Genomic DNA, 23599 nt, shown 5'->3' on the forward strand with positions numbered 1-23599 from the left:
GTTAGGTATTTTTTTCATCTAAATAACGTTTGCGTTTAGCTGGTTTTAATTGCTGCAGATCAACCATCACCAGTCCATCGATACAGTTACCAAAATTGGCATCAATATTAAAATCGATAAACCGCACACCACTTGGCTCACAAATATCGGCGTATTGTTTATAGAGTGTCGGCACCGTTACATTCATATGCGCCAGTTGCTCGCGTACCGCCGTAAAGTCATTGTCAGCATCATGATTCACTAACGTTGAATTAACCCTTTGCTTGATTTCATTATCAAATATATAGGGGACTCTGCCCTTCGCCAGATTTTCTGCATCGGCAAAATGCTTTTGATAAAAACTGACAATCAACGCCTTGGCAAAATCAGGATAGGTATTACTCAAACTGACAGGACCAAATAGATACCGTACTTCTGGATAACGTTTTAGGTAGGCACCGATGCCATACCATAAATAATCCAGGCTGCGCTTACCCCAGTATTTGGGGCTGACAAAGCTGCGACCCAATTCAATACTTACCGGGAAATATTGCTGCATTGCCGCAGTAAACTGAAACAATTCACTGGTATAGATATCACGACCTGCATTCATAATACGAGCGACTTCGCCAATTCGATAAGCACCGGCTATCTCCAGTTCCTGCTCATCCCAGAGAATTAAGTGCCGGTAATCACGATCATAATGATCTAAATCACGTCTTTTACCTGTTCCCTCGCCAACCTGTCTGAAAGTGATTTCCCGTAAACGACCAATCTCCTGCATAACAGCTGAATTTGATTGATAGTCAAACAGATATATTTTTTTATTGTCGGCCGTTTCACCCAATAATTCAGCCTGCTGCAATTCTTTTTTGATTGCCCGACGTTCCTGCGGATGGGCAATCGTCTGCTCAGTGACAAACAGCGGTTTTTTACCTTTGGCCAGTCGATATAAGTGGCGCCTTAATAACTTGGCTTTTTCGGCCTTTATCAACGGCAATTGTTCAACCTGTTGATAAGCAATAGACTCCCCTACCCGCATCGAGATAGTTTTGGAGTTTTTATTGAACATTTCATGCGCCAGCATCATGCCTGACAATGGTTTATAAACCATCGAGGCGCTATAAAACAGCGAAGAGTTTCTGGCTTCAACATATATCGGCAAAATGGGCGATTGCGTTTTTTTGGCAAAATTTAAAAACCCACTGTTCCATTTACCATCACGAACACCACCGGGTCGTATACGTGAAACTTCTCCAGCCGGAAACACAATCACAGCCTCATCATTGTTCAGACACTCAACAATCCTGGCAATACTACTTTTACGGGTAGATTTGGAGAGATTATCTACCGGCAGAAACAACGAACTTAATGCTGAAAAATTCAACAGCATGTCATTGGCAACAATTTTCACATCACGCCTGACTTCACCCACCAGTTTTAATAAACATAGCCCATCTAACGCACCTAATGGATGATTGGCGACAATGACAACACGACCTGTAGCCGGAATATTGTTACGATGACGATGCGTAATGCTATAGCTGAAGTTGAAGTAATCCAGGACCTCATCAATGAAATCAAAGCCTTCAAGCTGCTTATGCTGTTCCAGGAAACGATTAACTTCCTGTTCATGAGTGATTTTTCGGAGAAAGCCTAACGTCGGAATTCTGACCCAAGGTTTTTGATTTTGAAAATTGGGGAATTTTTGTTGAACAGCTTGTTCAATATTGAGCATAAGGTTTCTCTGGTAACTTCATGCTGCAAAGTCTAGAGAACACATATGACAAAAAAATAACGGTTTGATGACTGTTCAGTGACAGTCTCACAAACCGTTATATCTAAGGGGTTTAATCAGGCCGCTTGGACAGGAATAGCATGACGCATATGGGTAATATCATTATTTTCATTCAGATATACCAACGTCGGTTTAAAGCTTTTTACTTCTTCTGCATTCATAGCAGTATATGCACAGATAATAATGCGATCGCCCGGAGAGGCTTTATGTGCCGCAGCACCGTTAACTGAGATGATATTAGAACCGTCTTCAGCTCGAATTGCATACGTCACGAAACGTTCGCCATTAGCGACGTTGTAAATATGAATTTGTTCATACTCGTGAATGCCGGCGGCTTCGAGTAATTTGCCATCAATCGCGCATGAACCCTCATATTCCAGTTCAGAATGGGTTACACAGGCACGATGTAATTTAGCTTTTAACAGTGTCAGATGCATAGCTGGCAAAATTCCGTTAGTAAGCCGTATATTATCGCTTTTTAAGAAAGCTCAAGCAAGGTTACAAGCAATATTGTCAATCAATCTTACACTGCCCACACGTCCCGCCGCCAGCAACCGCAACTCTTTATCCACTGCAGGATTAGCCAATTGCAGATCTTCTGCCCGACGAATATCAATATAATCCAATGTAAACCCGGAAGCAGTTAATTGCATATGGGCTTGAGCCAGTAAAGCCGAATAGTCCTGATTGCCAGACTCCAGCTGTTGTTTGAGTTCAAGCAGATTTGAATACAACGCTGCAGCTTGCTGTTTCAGCGTTTCGTTTAAATGTTGATTACGAGAACTCATCGCCAGACCACTATCTTCTCTTACAGTAGCTGCGCCCACGATCTTAATCGGCAAGTTCAAATCAGCCACCAGTTTACGAATCAGCAATAATTGCTGGTAATCCTTTTCACCAAACACCGCAACATCGGCCTGCACTATATTGAAGAACTTGGTAACGACTGTGGCAACACCATCAAAGTGTCCGGGTCGCTCAAGACCACAGAGCTTGTCATCCATACCAGGCACGTGAATAAAGGTATGAAAATCCTTGCCCTGCGGATACATCACCTCAGTATCAGGAGTAAATAACAGATTACAGCCCACCTGAGTCAGCTTTTTAATATCTGTCTGCAACGTCCGGGGATAGTTGGCTAAATCCCGTTTGTCATCAAACTGCAATGGATTGACAAAAATACTGACCACCACTTTGTCAGCCAGAGTCTGGGCTTTTTTCACCAGAGAGATATGCCCGTCATGAAGGTTTCCCATCGTCGGTACAAAGGCAATAGTCCGATGTTCAGCACGCCAGGTCTTTATCTGACCACGCAGGCTCAGAATCGATTCAACAATTTGCATTAATACTGTTGCTCAGCTGTGGGAAACTCACTATTTTTAACGGCTTCAACATAACGACTTATTGCTGCAGGGATGTGACCACTGTCGGCCAGGAAATCATGGCTGAAACGCGGACGTTTACCAGGAGTGATCCCTAACATGTCGTGTAACACTAAAACCTGTCCATCACAGTCAGCGCCAGCACCAATGCCAATAACCGGAATCGTTAGCGCTTCACTGATGATCTTCGCCAATGCCGCAGGGACGCACTCAAGTACCAGCATATCGGCACCTGCTTTTTCCAAACTAATCGCATCCTGCAGAATTTTATCCGCAGCAGACTGTTCTCTCCCCTGAACCAGATACCCACCCAGCTTATGCACTGACTGGGGTAATAATCCCAGATGACCACAAACAGGAATGCCACGTCGGGTTAAGGCAGAAATTAGTTCAACCAGCTCTGCTCCCCCTTCCAGTTTAACCATCTGCGCCCCGCCTTCGGCCATTAACCGGGCTGCATTGTGCAAAGCCTGATCAGTATTGGCATAGCTCATGAACGGCATATCGGTGATCACAAACAGACGTTCACTACCGCGAATCACATTGGCGGTATGGTAAATCATATGCTCGACCGTGACTGGCAAGGTGCTTTCCTGACCTTGAATGACCATTCCAAGTGAGTCACCCACCAATACGATATCAACTCCAGCCTGTTCCAGAACGTGACTAAAACTTGAATCATATGCCGTCAGCACGGCAATTTTGTTACGCTCGGCTTTCATTTTACGTAGCTGATTGAGACTGGTACGGCTCATGAGTTTTTCTCTTTCACCGGTAACGGATTGTAATACTGACGACCACTCTGGATAGTGCAGATCTGATCCAGCAATTGCTGATAATCGGCTTCACTTTTCACCAAATCAATTTGTTCTGCATTAACGATCAATAATGGAGAAGCATCGTAATAATGGAAAAAATCAGCGTAGGAATCAGCCAATCGTTTTAGATAAGCATCCTCGACATGTTGCTCATAACTGATACCACGCTGAGAAATCCGGGTTTTCAGGATCGGCAGAGAGGCTTGCAGGTAAATCACCAAATCAGGTGTCCGATGGTGCATGGTCAAACTATCGTAAACCATGTTGTATAAGGCCAGTTCGTCATCATCGAGCGATATCTGGGCAAACAAACGGTCTTTTTCCAGCATGAAATCAGCAACATGCAATGAGGTAAATAAATCATCCTGTTGTAGTGTTTTGGCTAATTTAACGCGCTGCATCAGAAAGCTCAGCTGCGTTGGCAATGCGGATTGTTTGGGATGCAGGTAATAGCGTTCCAGAAAGGGGTTCTGTTCCGGCGCTTCCAACAAGGTATTTCCAGAAAAGCTATCAGCCAACCTTTTAACCAGATGGGTTTTGCCGACACCAATAGGACCTTCGACAACAATATAGCGATGTGGCAATGTTTTCATAAGCTAATCTTATCCACTAGTTGTAAATCACCTTGCGGGCAGGAGAGCAATATTTGCTGTAAAGCACCTATGCCGGGAATCTCAATATCCGGTGCTATTTCGGCCAATGGATATAACACAAAGGCCCGCTCATGCATGCCTGGGTGCGGTATTTTCAGTCGCTCATCATCTAATATTTGCTCACCGTAGAGCAAAATATCCAAATCCAGCGTCCGTTCACCCCAATGCCGCTTTCGTTCGCGTCCATGGAGTTGTTCAACAGATTGTAAAGCATCAAGTAACTGATGTGGACTGAGAGATGTTTCCAGTGAGATCACCGCATTAATGTAATCAGGTTGATCGGCTGGCCCCATGGGCGGGCTCTGATACAACGAGGATACGGTGATGATGGTTACTCCGGCTAATGACTGTACATCATTTATTGCCGTTTTTATCTGTTGCAGTGGGTTTTGCAGATTACTGCCGAGTCCAATATAAACGAGCATTATTCAACTTTTTTATTAGCAGGTTTACGACGGCGGCGACGGCGAGGTTTACGTTTATCTGTCTCTCCGCCATTACCTAAAGCATTTACCATTTCGGCCTGCGCAGTAGCAGATGTCTGCTGAAAGGTTGTCCACCAGTCAGTCAGCTCTTGCAAAGGTTCACCGGATTGGGCCCGCAATGCCAGAAAATCGTAACCAGCACGAAACTTGGGATGCAATAACAAAGCAAAAGCACGTTTACCCTGACGGCGTGTCAATCGTGGTTGCATGGTCCAGATATCACGGGTAACCAGACTGAAGCGTTTGGGAATGGCGACGGTTTGAATCTGCTCGGATAATACTTCACCGGCAGCACGCTGCATGGCGGGTATTTCGGGCATTTCCTTACTCAGTTCCAGCCAACGTTGGCGCAATGGCTCCCATAATAATGCAGCGAACAAAAACGCGGGAGTAACCGGCTTGTTGTCAGCCAGTCTTTTATCGGTATTTTCCAACGCTTTCATCAGCAAAGTGCGAGGAAAACCATTATTTTCCTGATGTAACAAAGCCGCGGTTTGAGGATAAAGATGATCAAACACACCGTAGTGACAAAGTAACTCGTGAGTTACTGCTGCCTGCCCACTTAAATACAGTTTTAAGGTTTCATCAAATAATCTGGCCGGAGGAATATCGCTGAGTAATGGGGCCAGATCCACAATCAATTGTTCGGTTTCGGCTTCCAGCTTTAAACCCAATTTAGCCATAAACCGTACAGCACGAAGCATTCTCACCGGATCTTCACGATATCTGACGGGTTTATCACCAATTAAGCGAATCAGACCTGCCTGCAAATCGGCAATACCACCGGTGTAATCAACAATAGAGAAGTCTCTGATGTTGTAATAAAGGGCGTTAATGGTGAAATCGCGACGCCATGCATCCTGCTCTAATGTGCCGTACACATTATCCTGCATGATACGACCTTGCTTATCGACATGATTTTTAGCTTCAGGTGGCGCTCGGAAAGTGGCTACTTCAATAATCTCATCACGACCAAAGCGCACATGAACCAGTTTGAAACGACGACCAATTAACTGGCTGCGACGAAATAACCGATGCACCTGCTCAGGCAGAGCATTGGTAGAAATATCAAAATCCTTGGGTTCGTAACCTAATAACAAATCCCGTACACAGCCACCGACCAGATAGGCCTCAAACCCAGCATCTTTAAGGGTATAAAGCACTTTTAAGGCACTGGGACTGATTAACTGTCGAGAAATATTATGATCGGCGCGCGACACAATAAGTGGTGCGGCTCCCTCGGCTGCTGCACGGCTTTTTTTACCGGCTTTGATCCGTTTGAATGAATTAATGAGTGAATTTATCGAAAGCATAAGGTGCGAATAATACCATGCTTAAAGACGATAGCCGGAAATTGCATTAATTTATCTCATTGCCCGGCGAACCGGGGCAAATGACTGTCGGTGAATTGGTGAAGGTCCTAAATCCATTAGTGCTTGCTGATGCTGTACCGTCGGATACCCTTTATGCTTCGCGAGTCCGTAGCCAGGGTAAAGCTGATCCAACACCAACATTTCACGATCTCTGGCAACCTTTGCCAATATGGAAGCCGCCGCTATGGCTGGTTCACTTAAATCACCTTTAATGATTGTGGTGACCGGACAAGTCAATTGGGGGGCATGATTACCATCAACCAGTGCATGTTCCAGCTCAAAAGGCAAAGCGGCCACTGCACGTTGCATCGCTAATAAGCTGGCTTGCAAAATATTTAATTGATCAATTTCTTCCACTTCTGCCCGGCCCAACGCCCACGCATAAGCATATTCCTCAATTAACGGGACAAGTTGTTCGCGGCGCTTTTCACTGAGCTTTTTAGAATCGGTCAATCCTGTAATAGGTTTATTAGGATCGAGTATGACTGCTGCGGTCACCACTGGCCCTGCCAAAGGCCCCCTGCCAACTTCATCTATTCCAGCAATTAAAACAACCGACTGCATTAAATTAAACTCAGTACGAGTTTGGCAGCATTCTCTGCCCCGCCACTTGGACCAAGTGCTTGTTTGACCTGCTGACGAATGTTTTCAGCATGTTGCTGCCGTTGGGGATGGGTAAGCAGATCCATTAGCTGCTGTTCCAACCGGACTGGCGTAACGTCATCCTGGAGCAACTCTTTAATCACCGGCTGTTTTGTCACAATATTGCATAACCCAACATAGGGAATTTTCACCAGACGTTTGAGTATCCGGTAACTCCATGGAGAAACTTTATAGGTAATAAAATGGGGGACTCCCAGTAACGCAATTTCCAGCGTCACGGTACCCGATGCAGCAACAATCGCATCACAGGCCTGGATAACCTCATAAAAATCATCCTTGATAACCCTTACATTCAAACATGAGCCAGCCAGATACTGTTGCAGAAAGCTTTCATCAATACCGGGGGCCTGGGGAATGACTATCTGAATCGGAAAATGCCGTTTTTCTATTCGTTCAGCCGCTTCCAGCATCACTGGCAGTAAGACTGAAATTTCACTGCGACGGCTGCCGGGAAATAAACCAATAACCCGAATATCTTTATCTAATAAGAATTTTTCCCGTGCTGCAGTTTTGGATAACTGGGTATGCACAGCATCAACTAAAGGATGCCCTACACAGGTAACGGCAACCTCTGCTTTCTCGTAGATTTCCTGTTCAAACGGAAATAACACGGCCATATGATCAACATAACGTTTGATTTGTTCGATGCGCCCTGCCCGCCAGGCCCAGATCTTCGGACTGATGTAATACAAAACTTTAATGCCGAGTTTTTTGGCTTGTTTTGCCAGTTTTAGGTTGAAGCCAGGATAATCAATCAAAATTAACAAATCTGGTGGCTGACGGCGTAATTCCTCGACCACCTGATTAAAAATGCCTTTGATTTTGGGATAGCGTTTGATCACCTCCACTAGTCCCATTACCGCTAATTCAGCAAAATCAATACTAATATCAGCCCCTGCAGCCCGCATTTTGTCACCGCCAATACCCGTTATATAGATTGAAGGTTGCTGCTGCTTTAATGCGGACACCAGACGAGCGGCATGCGCTTCGCCCGAAGCTTCACCCGCCACAATGTAAATATGATGACTCACTAATACTGGCTCAGTCTTCTACATACCCGGTTAATTCAAGTCCAAAACCAGAAACACCGGTCAGCTTGGTTGGAGTACCAATCACCCGCATTTTACGTATCCCTAAATCTGCAAGGATCTGCGCGCCAACACCAAAGGTTCTCAGATCCCAGCTGGCTTTGAACGGTGCAGCTTCGCCTTGATCCTGCTGCTGATAACGGGCGATTTTTGCGGCCAGTTGTTTGTTCTGTTCTGGCTGTCTTAATACCACAAGCACACCTTTTCCAGCTTGCTGAATTCGTTGCATCACATCCGGTAAAGGCCAATGGGTTGGTTCACGTTTCGATGCCAGTAAATCCCCTAAAGGATCGGCCATATGCACACGTACTAATGTTTCCTGTTCTGCATTAATTTCGCCATATACTAACGCCAGATGGGTTTGACCACTTACATCATCCTGGTAACTGTGCAGAGTGAAATCACCATATTCGGTGGGAAATTCACAGGTCGACATCGCTTTAATCGTCATTTCATTTTGCAGACGATAACTGATTAAATCTGCGATCGTGCCTATTTTAAGCTGATGGGTTTCGGCAAACTTTTCCAGATCCGGACGGCGGGCCATGGTGCCATCATCATTGAGAATTTCGACAATAACTGCGGCCGGCGTACAGCCTGCCAGATAAGCCAAATCACAACCTGCTTCTGTGTGTCCGGCACGAGTTAAAACGCCACCTGGTTGTGCTTTTAATGGAAAGATGTGTCCGGGTTGCACCAGATCCTCAGGTTTAGCCTGAGGTGCGACGGCTTTTTGGATGGTTAATGCACGATCGGCTGCAGAAATACCAGTGGTCACGCCATCAGCCGCCTCAATTGAAACAGTGAAGTTGGTGGCATAAGGTGTTTGATTATCGATCACCATAAGTGGCAGACGCAACTGACGGCAACGATCTTCAGTTAATGTGAGGCAAATCAATCCCCGACCGAATTTAGCCATAAAGTTAACGGCTTCAGCAGTAACTTTATCCGCCGCCATCACTAAATCGCCTTCATTTTCGCGATCTTCATCATCCATGATGATGACCATTTTGCCTTGCTTGAGGTCGTCGATAATTTCCTGGGTGCTGTTGATTTGCATTTAGCGAATATAACCCTGTTGAGTGAGAAAATCCCGGCTGATGGTGGAGCCAGTCTGAGGTAACAGACGTTCCAGATAACGGGCAATCAAATCCACTTCCAGATTGACCCGAGTGCCGGTTTGATAGTGTTGGATAATGGTTTCTTCAAGCGTATGCGGAATGATATTGATATCAAAACCTCCATCAAATACGCCATTCACGGTCAGACTGACCCCATCGATGGTAATTGAACCTTTTTCTGCAATATAACGCTCCAGCTCTGTCGGGACTTTTATCTTATATTGCCAGGAACGGGCCGAAGCCGTTTTACTGATCACTTCACCTAAACCATCAACATGCCCGCTAACCATATGACCGCCTAAACGATCCCCAACGGCAAGGGCTTTTTCAAGATTGGCTTCGCTACCCTTTTTTAATTGTCCCAGACTGGTTCGTTGTAGGGTCTCCTGAGAGACATCAAACTGTAAACTTCTGCTCGCCATTTCGACTACGGTTAAACACACACCATTGACCGCGATACTATCGCCCAGTTTTACGTCAGTCAGATCTAGTTTGGCCGGATCAATATGCAAACGAATATCACCGCCGCGTGATTCCAGTGATTTCAGCTGGCCTACGGCCGCGATAATACCTGTAAACATGTTTAAAAAGCCTCGTTGTACTCTGGGACTGCGGTAATACGCCAGTCCTGACCAATTGCCCGTATATCGGTAATGTGTAATTGAATATTTTGCGCCATGCGATCCATGCCCGGTAAATGAAATACAGCTCTGGCCGCATCCCCCATCAGTTTTGGTGCCACATAAAAAATCATTTCATCAATTAATTGTGATCGTAACAAAGCACCATTTAACACTGCACCTGCTTCGACCATTACTTCATTAATTTCACGCTTGGCCAATACAGCCAGCATACCGCTCAAATCAACCTGATTGTTTGGCGCAGGTAATACAATGGTTTCCACATCAGCGCGAACCATTCGCTCACAAGCGGTAAACAACAATACTTTAGCGTCATTGAGGATCCGGACTGAATTCGGCATACGCAGTTCACTGTCGACGACAACTTTTAGCGGCTGACGGATGCTCTCACCATGAGGATACCAGTCATCTACATGACGAACGTTAAGTAACGGGTCATCTGCCAGTACCGTACCGACCCCTGTCAGGATCGCTGAGCTGCGAGCCCGGAGTTTCTGTACATCGGCACGCGCTTCAGCGCCAGTTATCCATTTACTTTCTCCTGAAGCCATTGCGGTGCGGCCATCAAGACTCATCGCCATTTTACTTCGTACATAGGGTCTGCCGAGGCGCATACGTTGAATGAAGCCTGGATTTAGTTGTTCCGCCTGAGATTGCAAAATCCCCTGATGAACTTCAATACCCGCGTGTTCAATACGCTGAATACCTGTTCCAGAAACAACCGGATTCGGATCAGTCATTGCAACAAATAAACGTTTGACACCCGCACGGATTAATGCATCAGCACATGGCGGAGTTCGTCCAAAATGACTGCAGGGCTCAAGGGTTACATAACAATCTGCACCTTCTGCATCATGTCCGGCATCATGCAGAGCATTTATCTCGGCATGTGCTTCTCCGGCACGATGGTGCCAACCCTGGCCGATTATCTGATCATTTTTTACAATCACACAGCCAACGCGAGGGTTTGGATCTGCTGTATATAATCCTTTCCAGGCAAGTTGTATTGCCTGTGCCATAAATTGTTCGTGTTGGCTCATTGGGAGTGCCTCCACAGATTAATGTTCGTTATGATTGTAATCGCATTCGAATGATGCGTTGGAACAAACTGGTGCTGACCGTAAGATTCAGCTGTCTTTGTCAGATAATGCACGATTTTCCATACGTTCAATTTCTTCCCGAAACGCATTCACATCCTGAAAACTTCGATAAACAGATGCGAATCGGACATAAGCTACTTCATCCAGTTCACGTAATGCATCCATTACCCAATCACCCACCAGACGACTTTGCACTTCTCTTTCACCCGTTGCCCATAAGCGTCGAGTGATAGTTTTTACGGCATTATCAATAGCGTCAATGCTGACCGGGCGTTTTTCCAGGGCCCGCATAATGCCCGCGCGTAATTTATTTTCATCAAACGCTTCACGGGTGGCATCACGCTTAATCAACCTTGGCAAACTCAGCTCAGCGGTTTCATAAGTGGTAAACCGCTCATTACATTCCTGACACATACGACGTCGTCGAATCGCATCTCCCTCAGAAGAAAGACGCGAATCGACGACTTTTGAATCTTCAGCTCCGCAAAACGGGCAACGCATCAGTCAGCTCAAACTTATGAATAAACTGGCAATCGTTTGCAGATCGTCATTACTTTGTCACGAATAGCTGCAATCACTTTTTCATCACCATGACTATCAATAACATCACACATCCAGCCTGCCAAATCGGTGCAATCCTGCTCGCTGAAGCCACGTGTTGTAACCGCAGGTGTTCCGACACGAATACCAGAGGTAACGAATGGTGATTGTGGATCATTAGGCACAGCATTTTTATTGACCGTAATATGGGCATTACCCAACCAGGCATCAACTTCTTTACCAGTCAAACCAGCTTCAATAAAGCTGACCAGGAACAAATGGTCATCGGTTCCTTTAGAGACTACATCATAGCCACGTGCCATAAAGACTTTGGCCATCGCCTGGGCATTTTTCACAACTTGCTGTTGATAGGTTTTGAACTCCGGCAACATTGCTTCCTTGAAAGCAACTGCTTTTGCCGCAATGACATGCATTAATGGCCCACCCTGAAAACCAGGGAAAACGGCTGAGTTCAGCTTTTTCTCAATTTCAGGATTGGATTTGGCCAGAATCAGACCACCACGCGGGCCTCTTAATGTTTTGTGAGTCGTTGTGGTTGTCACATCAGCGATTTGGACCGGATTTGGATACAGGCCTGCAGCGACCAAGCCGGCAATATGAGCCATATCAACCAGTAAATATGCACCGACTGAATCCGCAATATCACGGAATTTTTGCCAGTCGATAATGCGAGAATAAGCCGAAAAACCGGCAACGATCAATTTAGGCTGATGTTCTTTTGCCAGTCGTTCAACTTCACTGTAATCAATTTCACCAGAAGCACTACTGATGCCATAAGCCACGGAGTTATAGATTTTGCCAGAAGCACTGACTTTTGCGCCATGAGTTAAATGACCACCGTGTGCGAGACTCATGCCCAGAATCATATCACCGGGTTGCAATAAAGCCAGATAAACTGCAGCATTGGCCTGTGAACCTGAATGTGGTTGCACGTTAGCGTAATCAGCACCGAATAAAGCTTTTGCTCGTTCAATAGCCAAATCTTCAGCGGTATCAACGTGTTCACAACCGCCATAGTAACGTTTACCGGGATAACCTTCTGCGTATTTGTTGGTTAACAATGAGCCCTGAGCTTCCATCACCCGTGGGCTGGTATAGTTCTCAGAAGCAATTAATTCGATGTGATCTTCCTGACGCTGTTCTTCAGCAGAAATTGCCTGAAACAACTCGTCATCAAAATCAGCAATGCTCATGTTTTTTTTGTACACAGTTTTCCCCTGTAGCGGCTGTAAATGCCCGCATATTGTATCCCACAACGCACGTAGCATCTATGTAAGAATAGACTTTTTAATTCATCCAAACTGGAGTCATTATGAAAATAGGTATTCTTGGTGGTGGCCTTATGGGAAATGCCCTGGCACAACACCTTCTCACCCAACAATGTGAGTTGAGTATTTACAATAGAAGTATTGAAAAAATTGCAGATTTAAACACACATGGCGCCCGTATCTGTAGTGCTGCCAGTGAAGCTGTTGAAAAAAGCGAGATTATCGTTTTACTGTTAAGCGATGCCGATGCTATTGCTACCGTTTTGGACAGTGTTGCGCCCGGCGCATTTATGGATAAGTTGTTTATCCAAATGGGTACGATCGCACCACAACAGTCGCAGCACATTGAACACCAGCTAAACAATGCCGGTGCAGAATATCTTGAGTGCCCGGTCTTAGGAAGTTTGCCAGAAGCGCGAAGCGGCAAACTGATTCTGATGGCAGCTGGAACAGAGGATAATTATCAACAGGCGCTTCCTTTATTAAAAATGATTGGCGAAACGCCTCGATATATTGGAAGGACTGGCCAGGCAGCGACCATTAAGCTAGCGTTGAATCAATTAATTGCTGGCCTTACAGCAACCTTTTCATTAAGTCTGGCCTTGATTGAAGAGAATGGGATTGACGTTGATCAATTTATGCAGATTTTGCGTGAAAGTGCTTTATATGCTCCAACCTTTGATAAAAAGCTGGATCGTATGCGCAATCGTGATTTCAGCGATCCTAATTTCCCGACCAAACATCTTGCAAAAGATACTCGTTTATTTCTCGAGGTTGGGGAGCAACTTCGTCTTGATACCAGTGCATTAGAAGGTATCAGTCGATTACTGGATAAAACAATTGCTATGGGTCTGGAGAATACTGATTATTCGGCAATATATGCCGCGATTTCACCTGATAGAAAATAATTCCATGATCAAAAACGCCCTCTGTTAGAGGGCGTTTTGATAAGGCTTACAACAGGAATTACAAGCTAAACAAATCACGGCGAATAATCGTTTCACAGCGGTCGGGACCGGTGGAAATAATATCAATCGGCACACCGGCCAATTCCTGAATCTTGTTAATATAATTACGAGCATTTTCCGGCAAGGCATCAAACTCAGTGATACCCAAGGTGGAGTCCTGCCAACCAGGCATATCAATATATACCGGTTCACATCCCTCAAACTCATCAGCACTCAGTGGCAGAACGGTTACATCTTCTCCATGGCGTTTGTAACCAATGCATAAGCGAATCGTTTCCAGTCCGTCCAGTACATCCAGTTTTGTTAAACATAAACCGGTAATGCTGTTAATCCAGCTGGCACGGTTTAGCGCCACCATATCAAGCCAGCCACAACGACGATCACGACCGGTTGTCGAACCTTTTTCGTGTCCCTTTTCAGATAAATGTTTACCAATCCCACAGCTTAATTCTGATGGAAATGGACCTGCGCCGACACGAGTAGCATAGGCTTTGGTAATACCCAATACATAATCAATATGACAAGGTCCAACACCCGCACCCGTTGCGCTACCACCGGCAGTCGTATTGGATGAAGTGACATAAGGGTAGGTTCCGTGGTCAATATCCAGCAACGCGCCCTGAGCACCTTCAAACATCACGCGATCACCGTTGAGATAATACTGCTGCAGCATAGCCGGAATATCGGCAATCATTGGCAACAGTACATCACGCATGGCTAAAGTTTCATCACGTACCTGTTCAAAACTCACAGGAGCAGCCTGATAGTAATTTATCAAGGCAAAATTATGAAAGCTGACAACTTCACGCAGTTTTTCCACAAATTTTTGCTCGTTAGCCAGATCGCCAAGCCGCAGCCCCCGACGAGCCACTTTATCTTCATAGGCTGGACCGATGCCTCGGCCAGTGGTGCCAATCGCGTCTTTGCCACGGCGTGACTCTCTGGCGACATCCAGCGCTACGTGATAAGGCAGAATCAACGGACAGGCAGCACTGATTTTAAGACGCTGGCGAACCGGAATACCATTGGCTTCCAATTCGTTCATTTCTTTGATCAATGCTTCTGGCGATAGCACCACACCATTACCAATAAGGCATTGAACATGTTCACGCAATATACCGGACGGTATCAGATGCAAAATGGTTTTTTTGCCCTCAATAACCAGGGTATGTCCTGCATTATGTCCGCCTTGAAAACGCACAACGGCAGAGACACTGTCGGTTAACAGATCAACGACTTTGCCTTTACCTTCATCACCCCATTGGGAACCAATTACTACAATATTTTTAGCCACGCGTGTTATTTCCTGTATCGACCACTTGCCAGCGGCCATCTTGTTGAATCAATGTTTTTTCAGTTTGTGTGGTACTGCCAGGTAAATCAAATACAACAATATTTCCCTGTTCACGTAAGTTTGAGACCAATTCAAGCTGTTGCTGATCAGTTGACCATTGCGTCGCTATAACCTGACGTTTTTCAGTTGGTTTGGGGAAACTGGTTACCAGCTTTTTCAGATCCAGACTGAAGCCAGTCGCTGGCTGAGCGTGACCGAAATCCTGACCAATATCGTCATATCTGCCACCTAAGGCAATCGCCTGTGCCGAATTTGACTGATAAGCCGCAAAAACCACTCCCGTATGGTAGTGATAGCCTCGAAGCTCTGCCAGATCAAAATTCAATTGAATCTCTGGTAACCGTTGTTTTGCCATATCAGCAAGAAGAACCAGTGTGTCGAGTGCTTTTAATACCGAATCAGGGGCATCCTGTAATATTCGTTTTGCTTTATCCAAAACGCTGACGTCACCATTCAACTCGGATAGGGCCGCCAACATATTACTAGCGTTTTCAGCAATAGCGTAACCTGATAATAAATGCAGTATTTCCGGCAAGGCTTTGCGTTGCATGGCAGAAAACAATGCCTGCTCTTGCTCATCATCCAATTCTGCAAAATCCGCTAATCCACGATAAATACCAACATGACCAATATCTAAAGAGATTGAACCTGAAACCCCACTGATCTCCAGTAACTCGACCATCAGTTGGATACTTTCCATATCACTTTCTGGACCAGCATGGCCGTATATTTCAGCCCCTAATTGGATCGGATTACGTGAACTGGCCTGACCAGCCGGCAATGTATGCAATACGCTACCGATGTAGCAAAGACGTAATACATCTGAATTATCGCGTAAACGATGGGCAGCGATTCTGGCAACTTGGGGGGTCATATCAGCGCGAATTCCAAGCAATCGGCCGGATAACTGGTCTATCAATTTAAAGGTTTGCAGATCCAGGGTTTTTGCGGTGCCGGTTAATAAGGAATCCAGATATTCAACAAGAGGCGGTACAACAAGCTGGTAGCCCCAACTTTGCATACGATCAACCAACAGCCGATGCATTCGTTCCAGCTGTGCAGCCTCTTCAGGCATTAATTCATCGATGCCCTCAGGGAGCAACCAACTTTCTTTTAGTGTCATGTAAATTAATTAACCCAGTATAAAATCAACAGGCCAGCCAGCATACTCAGCAATCCTGTTATGCGTATTTGCTGATCCGTCATTGTGGCAATTTGGAGTATGGCTCGCCTTAATGCTGTGGGATTAACAAACGGCAAAATCCCTTCTATGATCAACATTAATGCGGTGGCGAGCCATAGACTCTGAATCAGTGAGTCACTCACTGTTCCAATGTATTCAAGTCACTAAAACTGCTGAAGAAATCGCCTTTCGGTTCAATGACCAGCATGTCATCTCCTTGGAAGATATGCTTGTATGCACCTAAACGGCGATAGAATGAATAAAAATTCTCATTCTGACCATACGCATCGGCATAAATTTGGGTTGCAATCGCATCACCTTCACCACGTAACATTTCTGATTGGCGATTTGCCTCAGCCAGTATTACGGTACGTTGTCTGTCTGCATCTGAACGGATTTTTTCAGCTTCTTCTGCACCGCGTGACCGTAAATCTTTCGCTACCCTTTCACGTTCAGCTTCCATCCGCGTGTAAACCGATGAACTTACTTCAGTAGGCAAATCAATACGCTTAATGCGGACATTAACAACCTCAATACCAAACTCGTTTGAAATCCTGTTTGCTTCATCCATCAAGCCACTGACCATCTCAGAACGCTCACCAGAAACCACTTCCTGAATCGTGCGGCGCCCAAATTCGGCACGTAGCCCATCTTTGATAATCTGGGATATGCGTAATTTGGCGCTTTCTTCATCTCCACCCATCGAAGTGAAGTAATCAGCAACATTTGAAATACGCCATAGGACAAAAGAATCCACAATAACGTTTTTCTTTTCGCCGGTCAGGTATCGTGCTGGTGTGGCATCAAGACTGAGAATACGACCATCAAAACGACGAACTTCATTCACAAATGGAATTTTGAAATGAATACCCGGCTCAAAGTCAGCATGTTCAATTTGACCTAAACGAAGCAATATAACGCGCTCACGTTCATCCACAAAGAAGATGGCAGAACTCATCGTGATCAATGCCAGGACAACAATAAAAATAATTGTAGTAAATTTAGAACTCATGATTAACGTCCTCCCCGGCTACGTGATCCATCTTGATCAGAAGAACTTGTTGTGGATGTAGTGGTGCTATTACCCGTTGTCGGGTAATTCAAGTTATTTAAATCTACACGAGGAGCATTACCACCACTGCTACGCATTCTATCCAATGGCAAGTAAAGAACATTGTTTCCACCGCTATCAATATCTACCATTACTTTCTGACTGCGACTGTAGACAGATTCCATAGCATCAATATAGAGACGTTCCTGGGTGATTAACGGGGCTTTCTCGTATTCGGTCATAACCTGAACAAAACGACTGGCTTCACCATTTGCTTTGGCAACCACCTGACTCTTGTAAGCTTCAGCTTCCTGAATATCACGGAAGGCCTGCCCGCGAGCCCTTGGGATAATATCATTTGCGTAGGCTTCAGCTTCATTCTTCTGTCTGACTTCATCTTCACGTGCTTTGACCACGTCTGCAAAAGCTGACTGAACCTGCTCAGGCGGTTGAACATCCTGCATACTGACACTGGTAACTGTCAAACCGGTAGCGTGAGCATCCAGCATGGCTTGCAAGCGTTGCTCAGTCCGAGTGGCAACTTCACTCCGCCCCTCAGTTAATACAAAGTCCATTGTCGATTGCCCAACAACTTCACGAACAGCACTTTCCATCATCTGACGGAGAATGGTGTCTGGAGTACGAACATTAAACAAATACTGCGCAGCATCGTTAATGCGATATTGGCCAGCAATCTTTAAGTCGACAATATTTTCGTCATTCGTCAACATCAAAGACTCAGACAAAACATTACTTTCTGGTCTGCCACCTGCAGAACGATAACCAATCTCAACAGAACGTATTTTTGCAACATCAACCACTTCAACTTTATCGATTGGATAAGGGAAATGCCAGTGAGGACCAGGCATAGCTGTGTGACTGTATTGACCAAAACGTAAAACCACACCGCGCTCGGCTGGTTCGACAATATAAATTCCAGATAGCAACCAAACCAGTAAAATAATAGCGGCGATTAAGCCAGCGCCGATTGAACCGGCTTTATTATTATTGCCTTCTGGCGGTTGAGTATTATTTCCACCACCTTTGCCACCAAACATTCCGGCAAACTTACGCTGTAGGTTTTTTACTACTTCATCAAGATCAGGGGGGCCATCATTGCCACCACCACGCTTACCCCATGGGTCTTTATCACCACTACCGGGTTCATTCCAAGCCATGTACCGCTCCAAAATTTAATTTATGATTTTCAATGTGGAAACCGAATGAATCTATTTTACGGACATGGTTGCCGATAGCAACCAAAAGTCCGTTTTAATTGACTGATTCAATCGCTGAGAGTTGCTCAGGAAAATATTCTTGTAATGCCATCCTCAATAGATCCAAGCCTTCACCTGTTTGCGCAGAAAGCCAGATACGACGTATTTTTCCTTGCTGATCCCGTTCAATTTTCGGCTGAACATTTTCCAGGCGATCAATTTTGTTATAAATAATCAATTGCGGTAACTCGTCAGCACCTATCTGTTGCAGGACATCGTCAACATGTTTCATCAACTCATCCCTGTCGAGTGCAGCGGCATCTACAACATGTAACAACAGAGAAGCATCCCGTGTTTCTTCCAAAGTGGAACTGAAAGACTCAACTAAATCATGGGGAAGCTGACGAATGAATCCGACTGTGTCAGCAATTATCAGAGGTTCAGTTTCCGCTAATCTTAATCGGCGTAACGTGGGATCCAACGTAGCGAATAAACGATCGTCAGCATAAACATCAGCAGCCGTCATTCGATTGAAAAGTGTTGATTTTCCTACGTTGGTATAACCGACCAAAGAAATAACCGGCACACCGGCACGTTGTCTTGAGCGTCTTCCCTGATCTCGTTGTGAACGCACTTTATCAAGGCGCTTCTTAAGGGATTTGATGCGTTGTCCAAGCAGCCTTCTATCTGTTTCTAACTGAGTTTCACCGGGACCACGTAAACCAATACCCCCTTTTTGTCTTTCCAAGTGAGTCCATCCACGAACCAGCCGTGTGGAAAGGTGCTGCAATTGTGCGAGTTCTACCTGAAGTTTACCTTCATGTGAGCGGGCTCTTCGAGCGAAAATATCCAGAATCAGACCGGTGCGGCCTAATACACGGCATTTTAACCGCTGTTCAAGATTACGTTCCTGACTGGGAGAGAGTTCGTGGTTAAAAATCACTACCGCAGCATCATTGGCTGCTACAAGTTCAGCTATTTCTTCTACCTTGCCTGAACCGGCGAAGTACTTTGAATCAGGCCGCTGACGTTTGCCATGCACTACGGCTGAAATATTGGTACCTGTTGAATTAACCAATTCAAGGAATTCCTGTTGTTTTTCATCAAATCCCCGATCATTAAAATCAAGGTGAACTAAAACAACGGATTCCTGTTCGGAATTCTCTTCAAAAGCTGCATTGCTATCAGGCCGATCAAACAATCAATAAACTCCCTTATTCTTCTTGGGTTATCTGAACATTTCTTGCAGGAACAATAGTCGAAATGGCATGTTTATAGACCATTTGATTCACTGAGTTTTTCAGTAAAATGACAAATTGATCGAAGGAATCAATCTGACCCTGTAGTTTAATGCCATTGACCAGATATATTGAAACTGAAACATTTTCTCGACGTAATGCGTTTAAAAAAGGATCCTGCAAGGATTGGGCTTTGGCCATTGTCGACTCCATCGTTGTTATTATTGTTAAATTTCAAATAGTATATTAGGCATTCTAAAAGGCTGCACAGAATCGTCAAGCATTATCGGATGTAGCCAGCTTGTAACGTATAAAATCCAATACCTGTTGTTCTGGTAAATCTGTACTGCTGTCAAACCAGACACCATCTTTTTGAGCTCTTAACCAGGTCAGCTGACGTTTCGCCATTTGCCTTGTAGCAATAATTGCTTTTTCAATAAAGGTGGCTTCGTCATACTCTCCGCGCAGAAAAGACCATGCCTGTCGGTAGCCTACAGCCCGAATTGATGGCAATGCTGGATGCAGATCTTCACGCCGATACAGTTTTCTGACTTCATCAATAAATCCAGCTTGCATCATTGTTTCGTATCTTTTGGCGATTCGTTGATGCAGAATTTTTCGATCGAAAGGCGATAGAATTATTTTTATGACTTCATAGGGCAATAAAAAATCTGAATATTTGGTTAATTCAGTTAATGATTTCCCAGAAATCTCATAAACTTCCAAGGCACGTAATAATCTTTGAGGATCATTATTATGAATACGTTTTGCCGAAACAGGATCTATTTTGGCCAGTCGATCATGCAAATACGGCAAGCCAAATTGCTGAAGCTCATTCGCCAGTTTTGATCGGACTTGTGCGTCAGCTTCTGGTAACTCTGCAATGCCATATTGCAACGTTTTAAAATACAGCATCGTCCCGCCAACCAGTAACGGAACTTTTCCCCGCTGGGTAATATCATCCATTAACGCCAACGCATCCTGACGAAATCTTCCCGCAGAATAAGCCTCTGTAGGATCAAGAATATTCACCAGATGATGAGGATACTTCTGCAACGTGAGTGCATCTGGCTTGGCTGTACCAATATCCATCTGCTTGTAAACAAGAGCAGAATCAACACTGATAATTTCTACGGGAAGATTCTGAGCAAGAAATATTGCCAGCTCTGTTTTACCTGCGGCCGTGGGCCCCATTAAAAAAATGGCTGGTGGCACAGCTTGGCCAGACAACAAATCGATAATTACCCTTGCTTCATTGAGTCAAAAAACTCAACATTGGTTTTAGTCGATTTTAGCCTATCCATCAGAAATTCCATTGCTTCAATGGGTTCCATTGGAGCCAGAATCTTACGTAAGATCCACAGCTTCTGAAGATCTTCTTCATTAGTCAGTAATTCTTCACGACGGGTACCGGAACGTGTGACATTAATCGCAGGATAAATACGACGGTCAGCCAATTTACGTTCAAGTAATACTTCCATATTACCGGTACCTTTAAACTCTTCGAAAATAACCTCGTCCATACGTGAACCGGTTTCAATCAGAGCCGTTGCAATAATGGTTAAACTTCCACCTTCTTCAATATTTCGGGCCGCGCCAAAGAACCGTTTAGGACGTTGCAGCGCATTTGCATCGACACCACCAGTAAGGACCTTACCGGATGAAGGCGAGACTGTATTGTATGCACGCGCTAAACGGGTAATTGAATCTAACAGAATAACGACGTCATGCTTATGTTCTACAAGGCGCTTCGCTTTCTCAATGACCATTTCTGCAACTTGCACATGACGTGTTGCCGGTTCATCAAAGGTACTTGAGACAACCTCTCCTCTTACAGAACGCTGCATCTCGGTGACTTCTTCCGGACGTTCATCAATCAATAATACAATCAGATCGCTTTCAGGATAATTTGAGGCGATTGATTGAGCTATTGATTGCAAAATCATGGTCTTACCAGATTTTGGTGGCGCGACAACCAAACCACGTTGCCCTTTACCAATTGGTGCAGCTAAATCGATAATACGAGCTGTCAAATCCTCAGTACTGCCATTGCCACGCTCAAGATTAAATCTTTCATTGGCAAACAATGGAGTGAGGTTTTCAAAGGGGACTTTGTTACGAGAGTTTTCTGGTTTTTCGTAGTTGATCTCATCAACTTTTACTAAAGCAAAATAACGTTCACTGTCTTTAGGTGGACGAATTTTACCTTTAATAGTATCGCCAGTTCTTAAGTGAAATCGGCGGATTTGGCTGGGTGAAACATATATATCATCTGGCCCAGCGACATAGGAGTCTTCGGGCGAACGTAAGAAGCCAAAACCATCCGGTAATAATTCTAAGACGCCCGTAGTGTAGACGTCATCGCCTTGTTTGGCATGTGCTTTAACAAGTGCAAATATTAGTTCTTGTTTTCGATTGCGGGCAAGGCCCTCAAGATTCATGGATAGTGCAAGTTCCATTAATTCAGCAGCGGACTGCTTTTTCAGTTCTGTCAGATTCATGTATTACCTAAAATGGGTTTTAAAATCAGGATTACCTTGGATGCGCGCGGAGAACGCGATTATGTGAAGTATGGGAGATTTAACCAGAAAATTGTCGGTAAGATTATCAGTAATTATTAAAACCGTCCAGCATTTTTAGGAAAAAACTCCCTAAATATAAAAAGACCCACGCAAATAGTCTCGTAATGAAACTTATACTAGATTGGTTTTGTTCTAAATAGGTAAAATCAATTTTTCAAAGGTTCAATCAATGAAACAGATGTCTGCATTTTTCGTGACAAGTTTTGTACTGGTTTTACTGTCCGGTTGCAGTAATATCCCAAAGCAAATCTCGACCGCTCCAAGTAATGATCTACAACTTAATGAAATCCAGGGGCAGATTGAAAACTTTGCCAATCAGGATGTTCGCTGGGGTGGCGAATTAGTGAGTGTAGAAAATAATAATGATGCTTCAATCCTGCAAATTGTTCAATATCCACTTAATCATTACGGTAAACCAGTTACAAGTCAATCAAGTGCTGGTCGTTTTCTAGCAAGAACAACTGAATTTATTGATCCTGTTGTTTACAAAAAAGGGACGTTACTGACTTTTACCGGCACCTTAAATGGAATGGAGACAAGAAAAGTAGACCAGAAAGAGTTGATCATGCCTGTGCTAGAAGTTTCATCAATGTATAAGTGGCATCTGTATCAACCAATTCAGCGAGATCCTTTTTATGATCCATTCTTTTATAACGGTTTTTATCCCTATAATGGATACTATAATAGGTATTGGCAATATCAACGATTTGGTTATCCTTACTATTACTGGTGAATAGATAACGTTGCTATGAAAGGTTTATTTTGTCTTACATCAAATAAAGTTTAGGAAGATCTCGTCTCATTAAACTGCGCCTTTTTTTATCTTCAAATGGCTAACTTTTAGCTCACGTGTATATCACTCAATAACTCTGATATCGACTTGGTGTTTTATATAAAAGCGCGACATTTATTCACAGGTATGTGATGTATGCCGATAACGCAGGAGCAGTTATCGGTGACCTACTTTATCAGCCACCTCCCTGTGGCTGCACCTACGGGCTCGCTTCGCTCATGCAAAACCGCTTATCTCCATGGACGGAGTGTATGCAAAATCCATGTCTGGAACATGGCTTGTC

The 23599-nt window shown here is 44.5% G+C and carries 25 protein-coding genes; 2 read left to right on the plus strand and 23 right to left on the minus strand.

Features of this window, described 5'->3' with window-relative positions; all coding sequences use genetic code 11:
- Nucleotide 1: 1 nt before the first annotated feature.
- The 14 genes from B3S93_RS08535 to glyA form a co-directional block, all read right to left on the minus strand.
- Nucleotides 2–1717 (minus strand): lysophospholipid acyltransferase family protein, encoded by a 1716-nt coding sequence (locus B3S93_RS08535; protein ID WP_292398458.1) that lies wholly within the window; start codon nucleotides 1715–1717, stop codon nucleotides 2–4.
- A gap of 116 nt (nucleotides 1718–1833) precedes the next feature.
- Nucleotides 1834–2214: an aspartate 1-decarboxylase gene (gene panD, locus B3S93_RS08540; RefSeq protein WP_292357672.1), complete on the minus strand. Its 381-nt coding sequence runs from the start codon at nucleotides 2212–2214 to the stop codon at nucleotides 1834–1836.
- Nucleotides 2215–2265: 51 nt separating this feature from the next.
- Nucleotides 2266–3120, minus strand: coding sequence for a pantoate--beta-alanine ligase (gene panC, locus B3S93_RS08545; protein WP_292398460.1), 855 nt, complete (start codon nucleotides 3118–3120; stop codon nucleotides 2266–2268).
- A complete protein-coding gene (gene panB / locus B3S93_RS08550) occupies nucleotides 3120–3914 on the minus strand; it encodes a 3-methyl-2-oxobutanoate hydroxymethyltransferase (protein ID WP_292398463.1) in 795 nt (264 codons plus the stop codon). The genes panC and panB overlap by 1 nt, the downstream gene beginning before the upstream one ends.
- Complete coding sequence (locus B3S93_RS08555) at nucleotides 3911–4570, minus strand: deoxynucleoside kinase (protein WP_292357678.1); 660 nt, start codon at nucleotides 4568–4570, stop codon at nucleotides 3911–3913. The genes panB and B3S93_RS08555 overlap by 4 nt, the downstream gene beginning before the upstream one ends.
- Nucleotides 4567–5055, minus strand: a complete 489-nt coding sequence (gene folK / locus B3S93_RS08560) for a 2-amino-4-hydroxy-6-hydroxymethyldihydropteridine diphosphokinase (protein ID WP_292357680.1) — start codon at nucleotides 5053–5055, stop codon at nucleotides 4567–4569. Before folK ends, B3S93_RS08555 begins: the two co-directional genes overlap by 4 nt.
- Nucleotides 5055–6428, minus strand: coding sequence for a polynucleotide adenylyltransferase PcnB (gene pcnB / locus B3S93_RS08565; RefSeq protein WP_292398466.1), 1374 nt, complete (start codon nucleotides 6426–6428; stop codon nucleotides 5055–5057). Before pcnB ends, folK begins: the two co-directional genes overlap by 1 nt.
- A gap of 51 nt (nucleotides 6429–6479) precedes the next feature.
- Complete coding sequence (rnhB, locus tag B3S93_RS08570; RefSeq protein ID WP_292357683.1) at nucleotides 6480–7052, minus strand: ribonuclease HII; 573 nt, start codon at nucleotides 7050–7052, stop codon at nucleotides 6480–6482.
- Complete coding sequence (lpxB, locus tag B3S93_RS08575; protein WP_292398469.1) at nucleotides 7052–8182, minus strand: lipid-A-disaccharide synthase; 1131 nt, start codon at nucleotides 8180–8182, stop codon at nucleotides 7052–7054. The genes rnhB and lpxB overlap by 1 nt, the downstream gene beginning before the upstream one ends.
- Nucleotides 8183–8192: 10 nt before the next feature.
- Nucleotides 8193–9299 carry a bifunctional 3,4-dihydroxy-2-butanone-4-phosphate synthase/GTP cyclohydrolase II gene (ribBA, locus tag B3S93_RS08580; protein WP_292357688.1) on the minus strand — a complete coding sequence of 369 codons (1107 nt, stop codon included), beginning with the start codon at nucleotides 9297–9299 and terminating at the stop codon, nucleotides 8193–8195.
- Entirely contained in the window at nucleotides 9300–9941 is a 642-nt protein-coding gene (locus B3S93_RS08585; protein WP_292398471.1) for a riboflavin synthase, read from the minus strand.
- 2 nt (nucleotides 9942–9943) lie between these two features.
- Nucleotides 9944–11041, minus strand: a complete 1098-nt coding sequence (ribD, locus tag B3S93_RS08590) for a bifunctional diaminohydroxyphosphoribosylaminopyrimidine deaminase/5-amino-6-(5-phosphoribosylamino)uracil reductase RibD (RefSeq protein WP_292398474.1) — start codon at nucleotides 11039–11041, stop codon at nucleotides 9944–9946.
- A gap of 87 nt (nucleotides 11042–11128) precedes the next feature.
- Nucleotides 11129–11602 carry a transcriptional regulator NrdR gene (gene nrdR / locus B3S93_RS08595; RefSeq protein ID WP_292357693.1) on the minus strand — a complete coding sequence of 158 codons (474 nt, stop codon included), beginning with the start codon at nucleotides 11600–11602 and terminating at the stop codon, nucleotides 11129–11131.
- 14 nt (nucleotides 11603–11616) lie between these two features.
- Nucleotides 11617–12870, minus strand: coding sequence for a serine hydroxymethyltransferase (gene glyA / locus B3S93_RS08600; RefSeq protein WP_292398477.1), 1254 nt, complete (start codon nucleotides 12868–12870; stop codon nucleotides 11617–11619).
- A gap of 104 nt (nucleotides 12871–12974) precedes the next feature.
- Here glyA and B3S93_RS08605 point away from each other — a divergent pair, with 104 nt between their 5' ends.
- Complete coding sequence (locus tag B3S93_RS08605; protein WP_292398480.1) at nucleotides 12975–13838, plus strand: NAD(P)-dependent oxidoreductase; 864 nt, start codon at nucleotides 12975–12977, stop codon at nucleotides 13836–13838.
- Between the two features lie 58 nt (nucleotides 13839–13896).
- On the opposite strand, the gene B3S93_RS08610 is transcribed toward B3S93_RS08605, so the two are convergent.
- The 9 genes from B3S93_RS08610 to rho form a co-directional block, all read right to left on the minus strand.
- Nucleotides 13897–15192 carry an adenylosuccinate synthase gene (locus B3S93_RS08610; protein WP_292398483.1) on the minus strand — a complete coding sequence of 432 codons (1296 nt, stop codon included), beginning with the start codon at nucleotides 15190–15192 and terminating at the stop codon, nucleotides 13897–13899.
- The gene (locus B3S93_RS08615) at nucleotides 15185–16375 is read right to left on the minus strand and encodes an ATP phosphoribosyltransferase regulatory subunit (RefSeq protein WP_292398485.1); all 1191 of its coding nucleotides are present in this window, start codon (nucleotides 16373–16375) and stop codon (nucleotides 15185–15187) included. Before B3S93_RS08615 ends, B3S93_RS08610 begins: the two co-directional genes overlap by 8 nt.
- Before the next feature lie 5 nt (nucleotides 16376–16380).
- Nucleotides 16381–16578 carry a DUF2065 domain-containing protein gene (locus B3S93_RS08620; protein WP_292398488.1) on the minus strand — a complete coding sequence of 66 codons (198 nt, stop codon included), beginning with the start codon at nucleotides 16576–16578 and terminating at the stop codon, nucleotides 16381–16383.
- Nucleotides 16575–17447, minus strand: coding sequence for a protease modulator HflC (gene hflC, locus B3S93_RS08625; protein ID WP_292357704.1), 873 nt, complete (start codon nucleotides 17445–17447; stop codon nucleotides 16575–16577). The genes B3S93_RS08620 and hflC overlap by 4 nt, the downstream gene beginning before the upstream one ends.
- A 2-nt stretch (nucleotides 17448–17449) precedes the next feature.
- A complete protein-coding gene (gene hflK / locus B3S93_RS08630; RefSeq protein WP_292357706.1) occupies nucleotides 17450–18664 on the minus strand; it encodes an FtsH protease activity modulator HflK in 1215 nt (404 codons plus the stop codon).
- Nucleotides 18665–18758: 94 nt separating this feature from the next.
- The gene (hflX, locus tag B3S93_RS08635) at nucleotides 18759–19904 is read right to left on the minus strand and encodes a ribosome rescue GTPase HflX (protein WP_292398490.1); all 1146 of its coding nucleotides are present in this window, start codon (nucleotides 19902–19904) and stop codon (nucleotides 18759–18761) included.
- Between the two features lie 13 nt (nucleotides 19905–19917).
- Nucleotides 19918–20142 (minus strand): RNA chaperone Hfq, encoded by a 225-nt coding sequence (gene hfq, locus B3S93_RS08640; protein ID WP_014707464.1) that lies wholly within the window; start codon nucleotides 20140–20142, stop codon nucleotides 19918–19920.
- A gap of 75 nt (nucleotides 20143–20217) precedes the next feature.
- Complete coding sequence (gene miaA / locus B3S93_RS08645) at nucleotides 20218–21135, minus strand: tRNA (adenosine(37)-N6)-dimethylallyltransferase MiaA (RefSeq protein WP_292398496.1); 918 nt, start codon at nucleotides 21133–21135, stop codon at nucleotides 20218–20220.
- 47 nt (nucleotides 21136–21182) lie between these two features.
- Nucleotides 21183–22442, minus strand: a complete 1260-nt coding sequence (rho, locus tag B3S93_RS08650; RefSeq protein WP_014707466.1) for a transcription termination factor Rho — start codon at nucleotides 22440–22442, stop codon at nucleotides 21183–21185.
- A 250-nt stretch (nucleotides 22443–22692) separates the two neighbouring features.
- Here rho and B3S93_RS08655 point away from each other — a divergent pair, with 250 nt between their 5' ends.
- Nucleotides 22693–23256, plus strand: coding sequence for a Slp family lipoprotein (locus tag B3S93_RS08655; protein ID WP_292398493.1), 564 nt, complete (start codon nucleotides 22693–22695; stop codon nucleotides 23254–23256).
- Nucleotides 23257–23599: the final 343 nt, after the last annotated feature.

The organism is Methylophaga sp. UBA3613 (genome assembly GCF_002375415.1).
In the GTDB taxonomy this organism is placed as follows: domain Bacteria; phylum Pseudomonadota; class Gammaproteobacteria; order Nitrosococcales; family Methylophagaceae; genus Methylophaga.

What these genes read in the sequence shown, in the direction of transcription:
- B3S93_RS08535 (WP_292398458.1), bottom strand. Translation starts at nt 1,717, where the DNA reads ATGCTCAATATTGAACAAGCTGTTCAACAAAAATTCCCCAATTTTCAA.
- panD (WP_292357672.1), bottom strand. Translation starts at nt 2,214, where the DNA reads ATGCATCTGACACTGTTAAAAGCTAAATTACATCGTGCCTGTGTAACC.
- panC (WP_292398460.1), bottom strand. Translation starts at nt 3,120, where the DNA reads ATGCAAATTGTTGAATCGATTCTGAGCCTGCGTGGTCAGATAAAGACC.
- panB (WP_292398463.1), bottom strand. Translation starts at nt 3,914, where the DNA reads ATGAGCCGTACCAGTCTCAATCAGCTACGTAAAATGAAAGCCGAGCGT.
- B3S93_RS08555 (WP_292357678.1), bottom strand. Translation starts at nt 4,570, where the DNA reads ATGAAAACATTGCCACATCGCTATATTGTTGTCGAAGGTCCTATTGGT.
- folK (WP_292357680.1), bottom strand. Translation starts at nt 5,055, where the DNA reads ATGCTCGTTTATATTGGACTCGGCAGTAATCTGCAAAACCCACTGCAA.
- pcnB (WP_292398466.1), bottom strand. Translation starts at nt 6,428, where the DNA reads ATGCTTTCGATAAATTCACTCATTAATTCATTCAAACGGATCAAAGCC.
- rnhB (WP_292357683.1), bottom strand. Translation starts at nt 7,052, where the DNA reads ATGCAGTCGGTTGTTTTAATTGCTGGAATAGATGAAGTTGGCAGGGGG.
- ribBA (WP_292357688.1), bottom strand. Translation starts at nt 9,299, where the DNA reads ATGCAAATCAACAGCACCCAGGAAATTATCGACGACCTCAAGCAAGGC.
- B3S93_RS08585 (WP_292398471.1), bottom strand. Translation starts at nt 9,941, where the DNA reads ATGTTTACAGGTATTATCGCGGCCGTAGGCCAGCTGAAATCACTGGAA.
- ribD (WP_292398474.1), bottom strand. Translation starts at nt 11,041, where the DNA reads ATGAGCCAACACGAACAATTTATGGCACAGGCAATACAACTTGCCTGG.
- nrdR (WP_292357693.1), bottom strand. Translation starts at nt 11,602, where the DNA reads ATGCGTTGCCCGTTTTGCGGAGCTGAAGATTCAAAAGTCGTCGATTCG.
- B3S93_RS08605 (WP_292398480.1), top strand. Translation starts at nt 12,975, where the DNA reads ATGAAAATAGGTATTCTTGGTGGTGGCCTTATGGGAAATGCCCTGGCA.
- B3S93_RS08615 (WP_292398485.1), bottom strand. Translation starts at nt 16,375, where the DNA reads ATGACACTAAAAGAAAGTTGGTTGCTCCCTGAGGGCATCGATGAATTA.
- hflC (WP_292357704.1), bottom strand. Translation starts at nt 17,447, where the DNA reads ATGAGTTCTAAATTTACTACAATTATTTTTATTGTTGTCCTGGCATTG.
- hflK (WP_292357706.1), bottom strand. Translation starts at nt 18,664, where the DNA reads ATGGCTTGGAATGAACCCGGTAGTGGTGATAAAGACCCATGGGGTAAG.
- hfq (WP_014707464.1), bottom strand. Translation starts at nt 20,142, where the DNA reads ATGGCCAAAGCCCAATCCTTGCAGGATCCTTTTTTAAACGCATTACGT.
- miaA (WP_292398496.1), bottom strand. Translation starts at nt 21,135, where the DNA reads ATGGGGCCCACGGCCGCAGGTAAAACAGAGCTGGCAATATTTCTTGCT.
- rho (WP_014707466.1), bottom strand. Translation starts at nt 22,442, where the DNA reads ATGAATCTGACAGAACTGAAAAAGCAGTCCGCTGCTGAATTAATGGAA.
- B3S93_RS08655 (WP_292398493.1), top strand. Translation starts at nt 22,693, where the DNA reads ATGAAACAGATGTCTGCATTTTTCGTGACAAGTTTTGTACTGGTTTTA.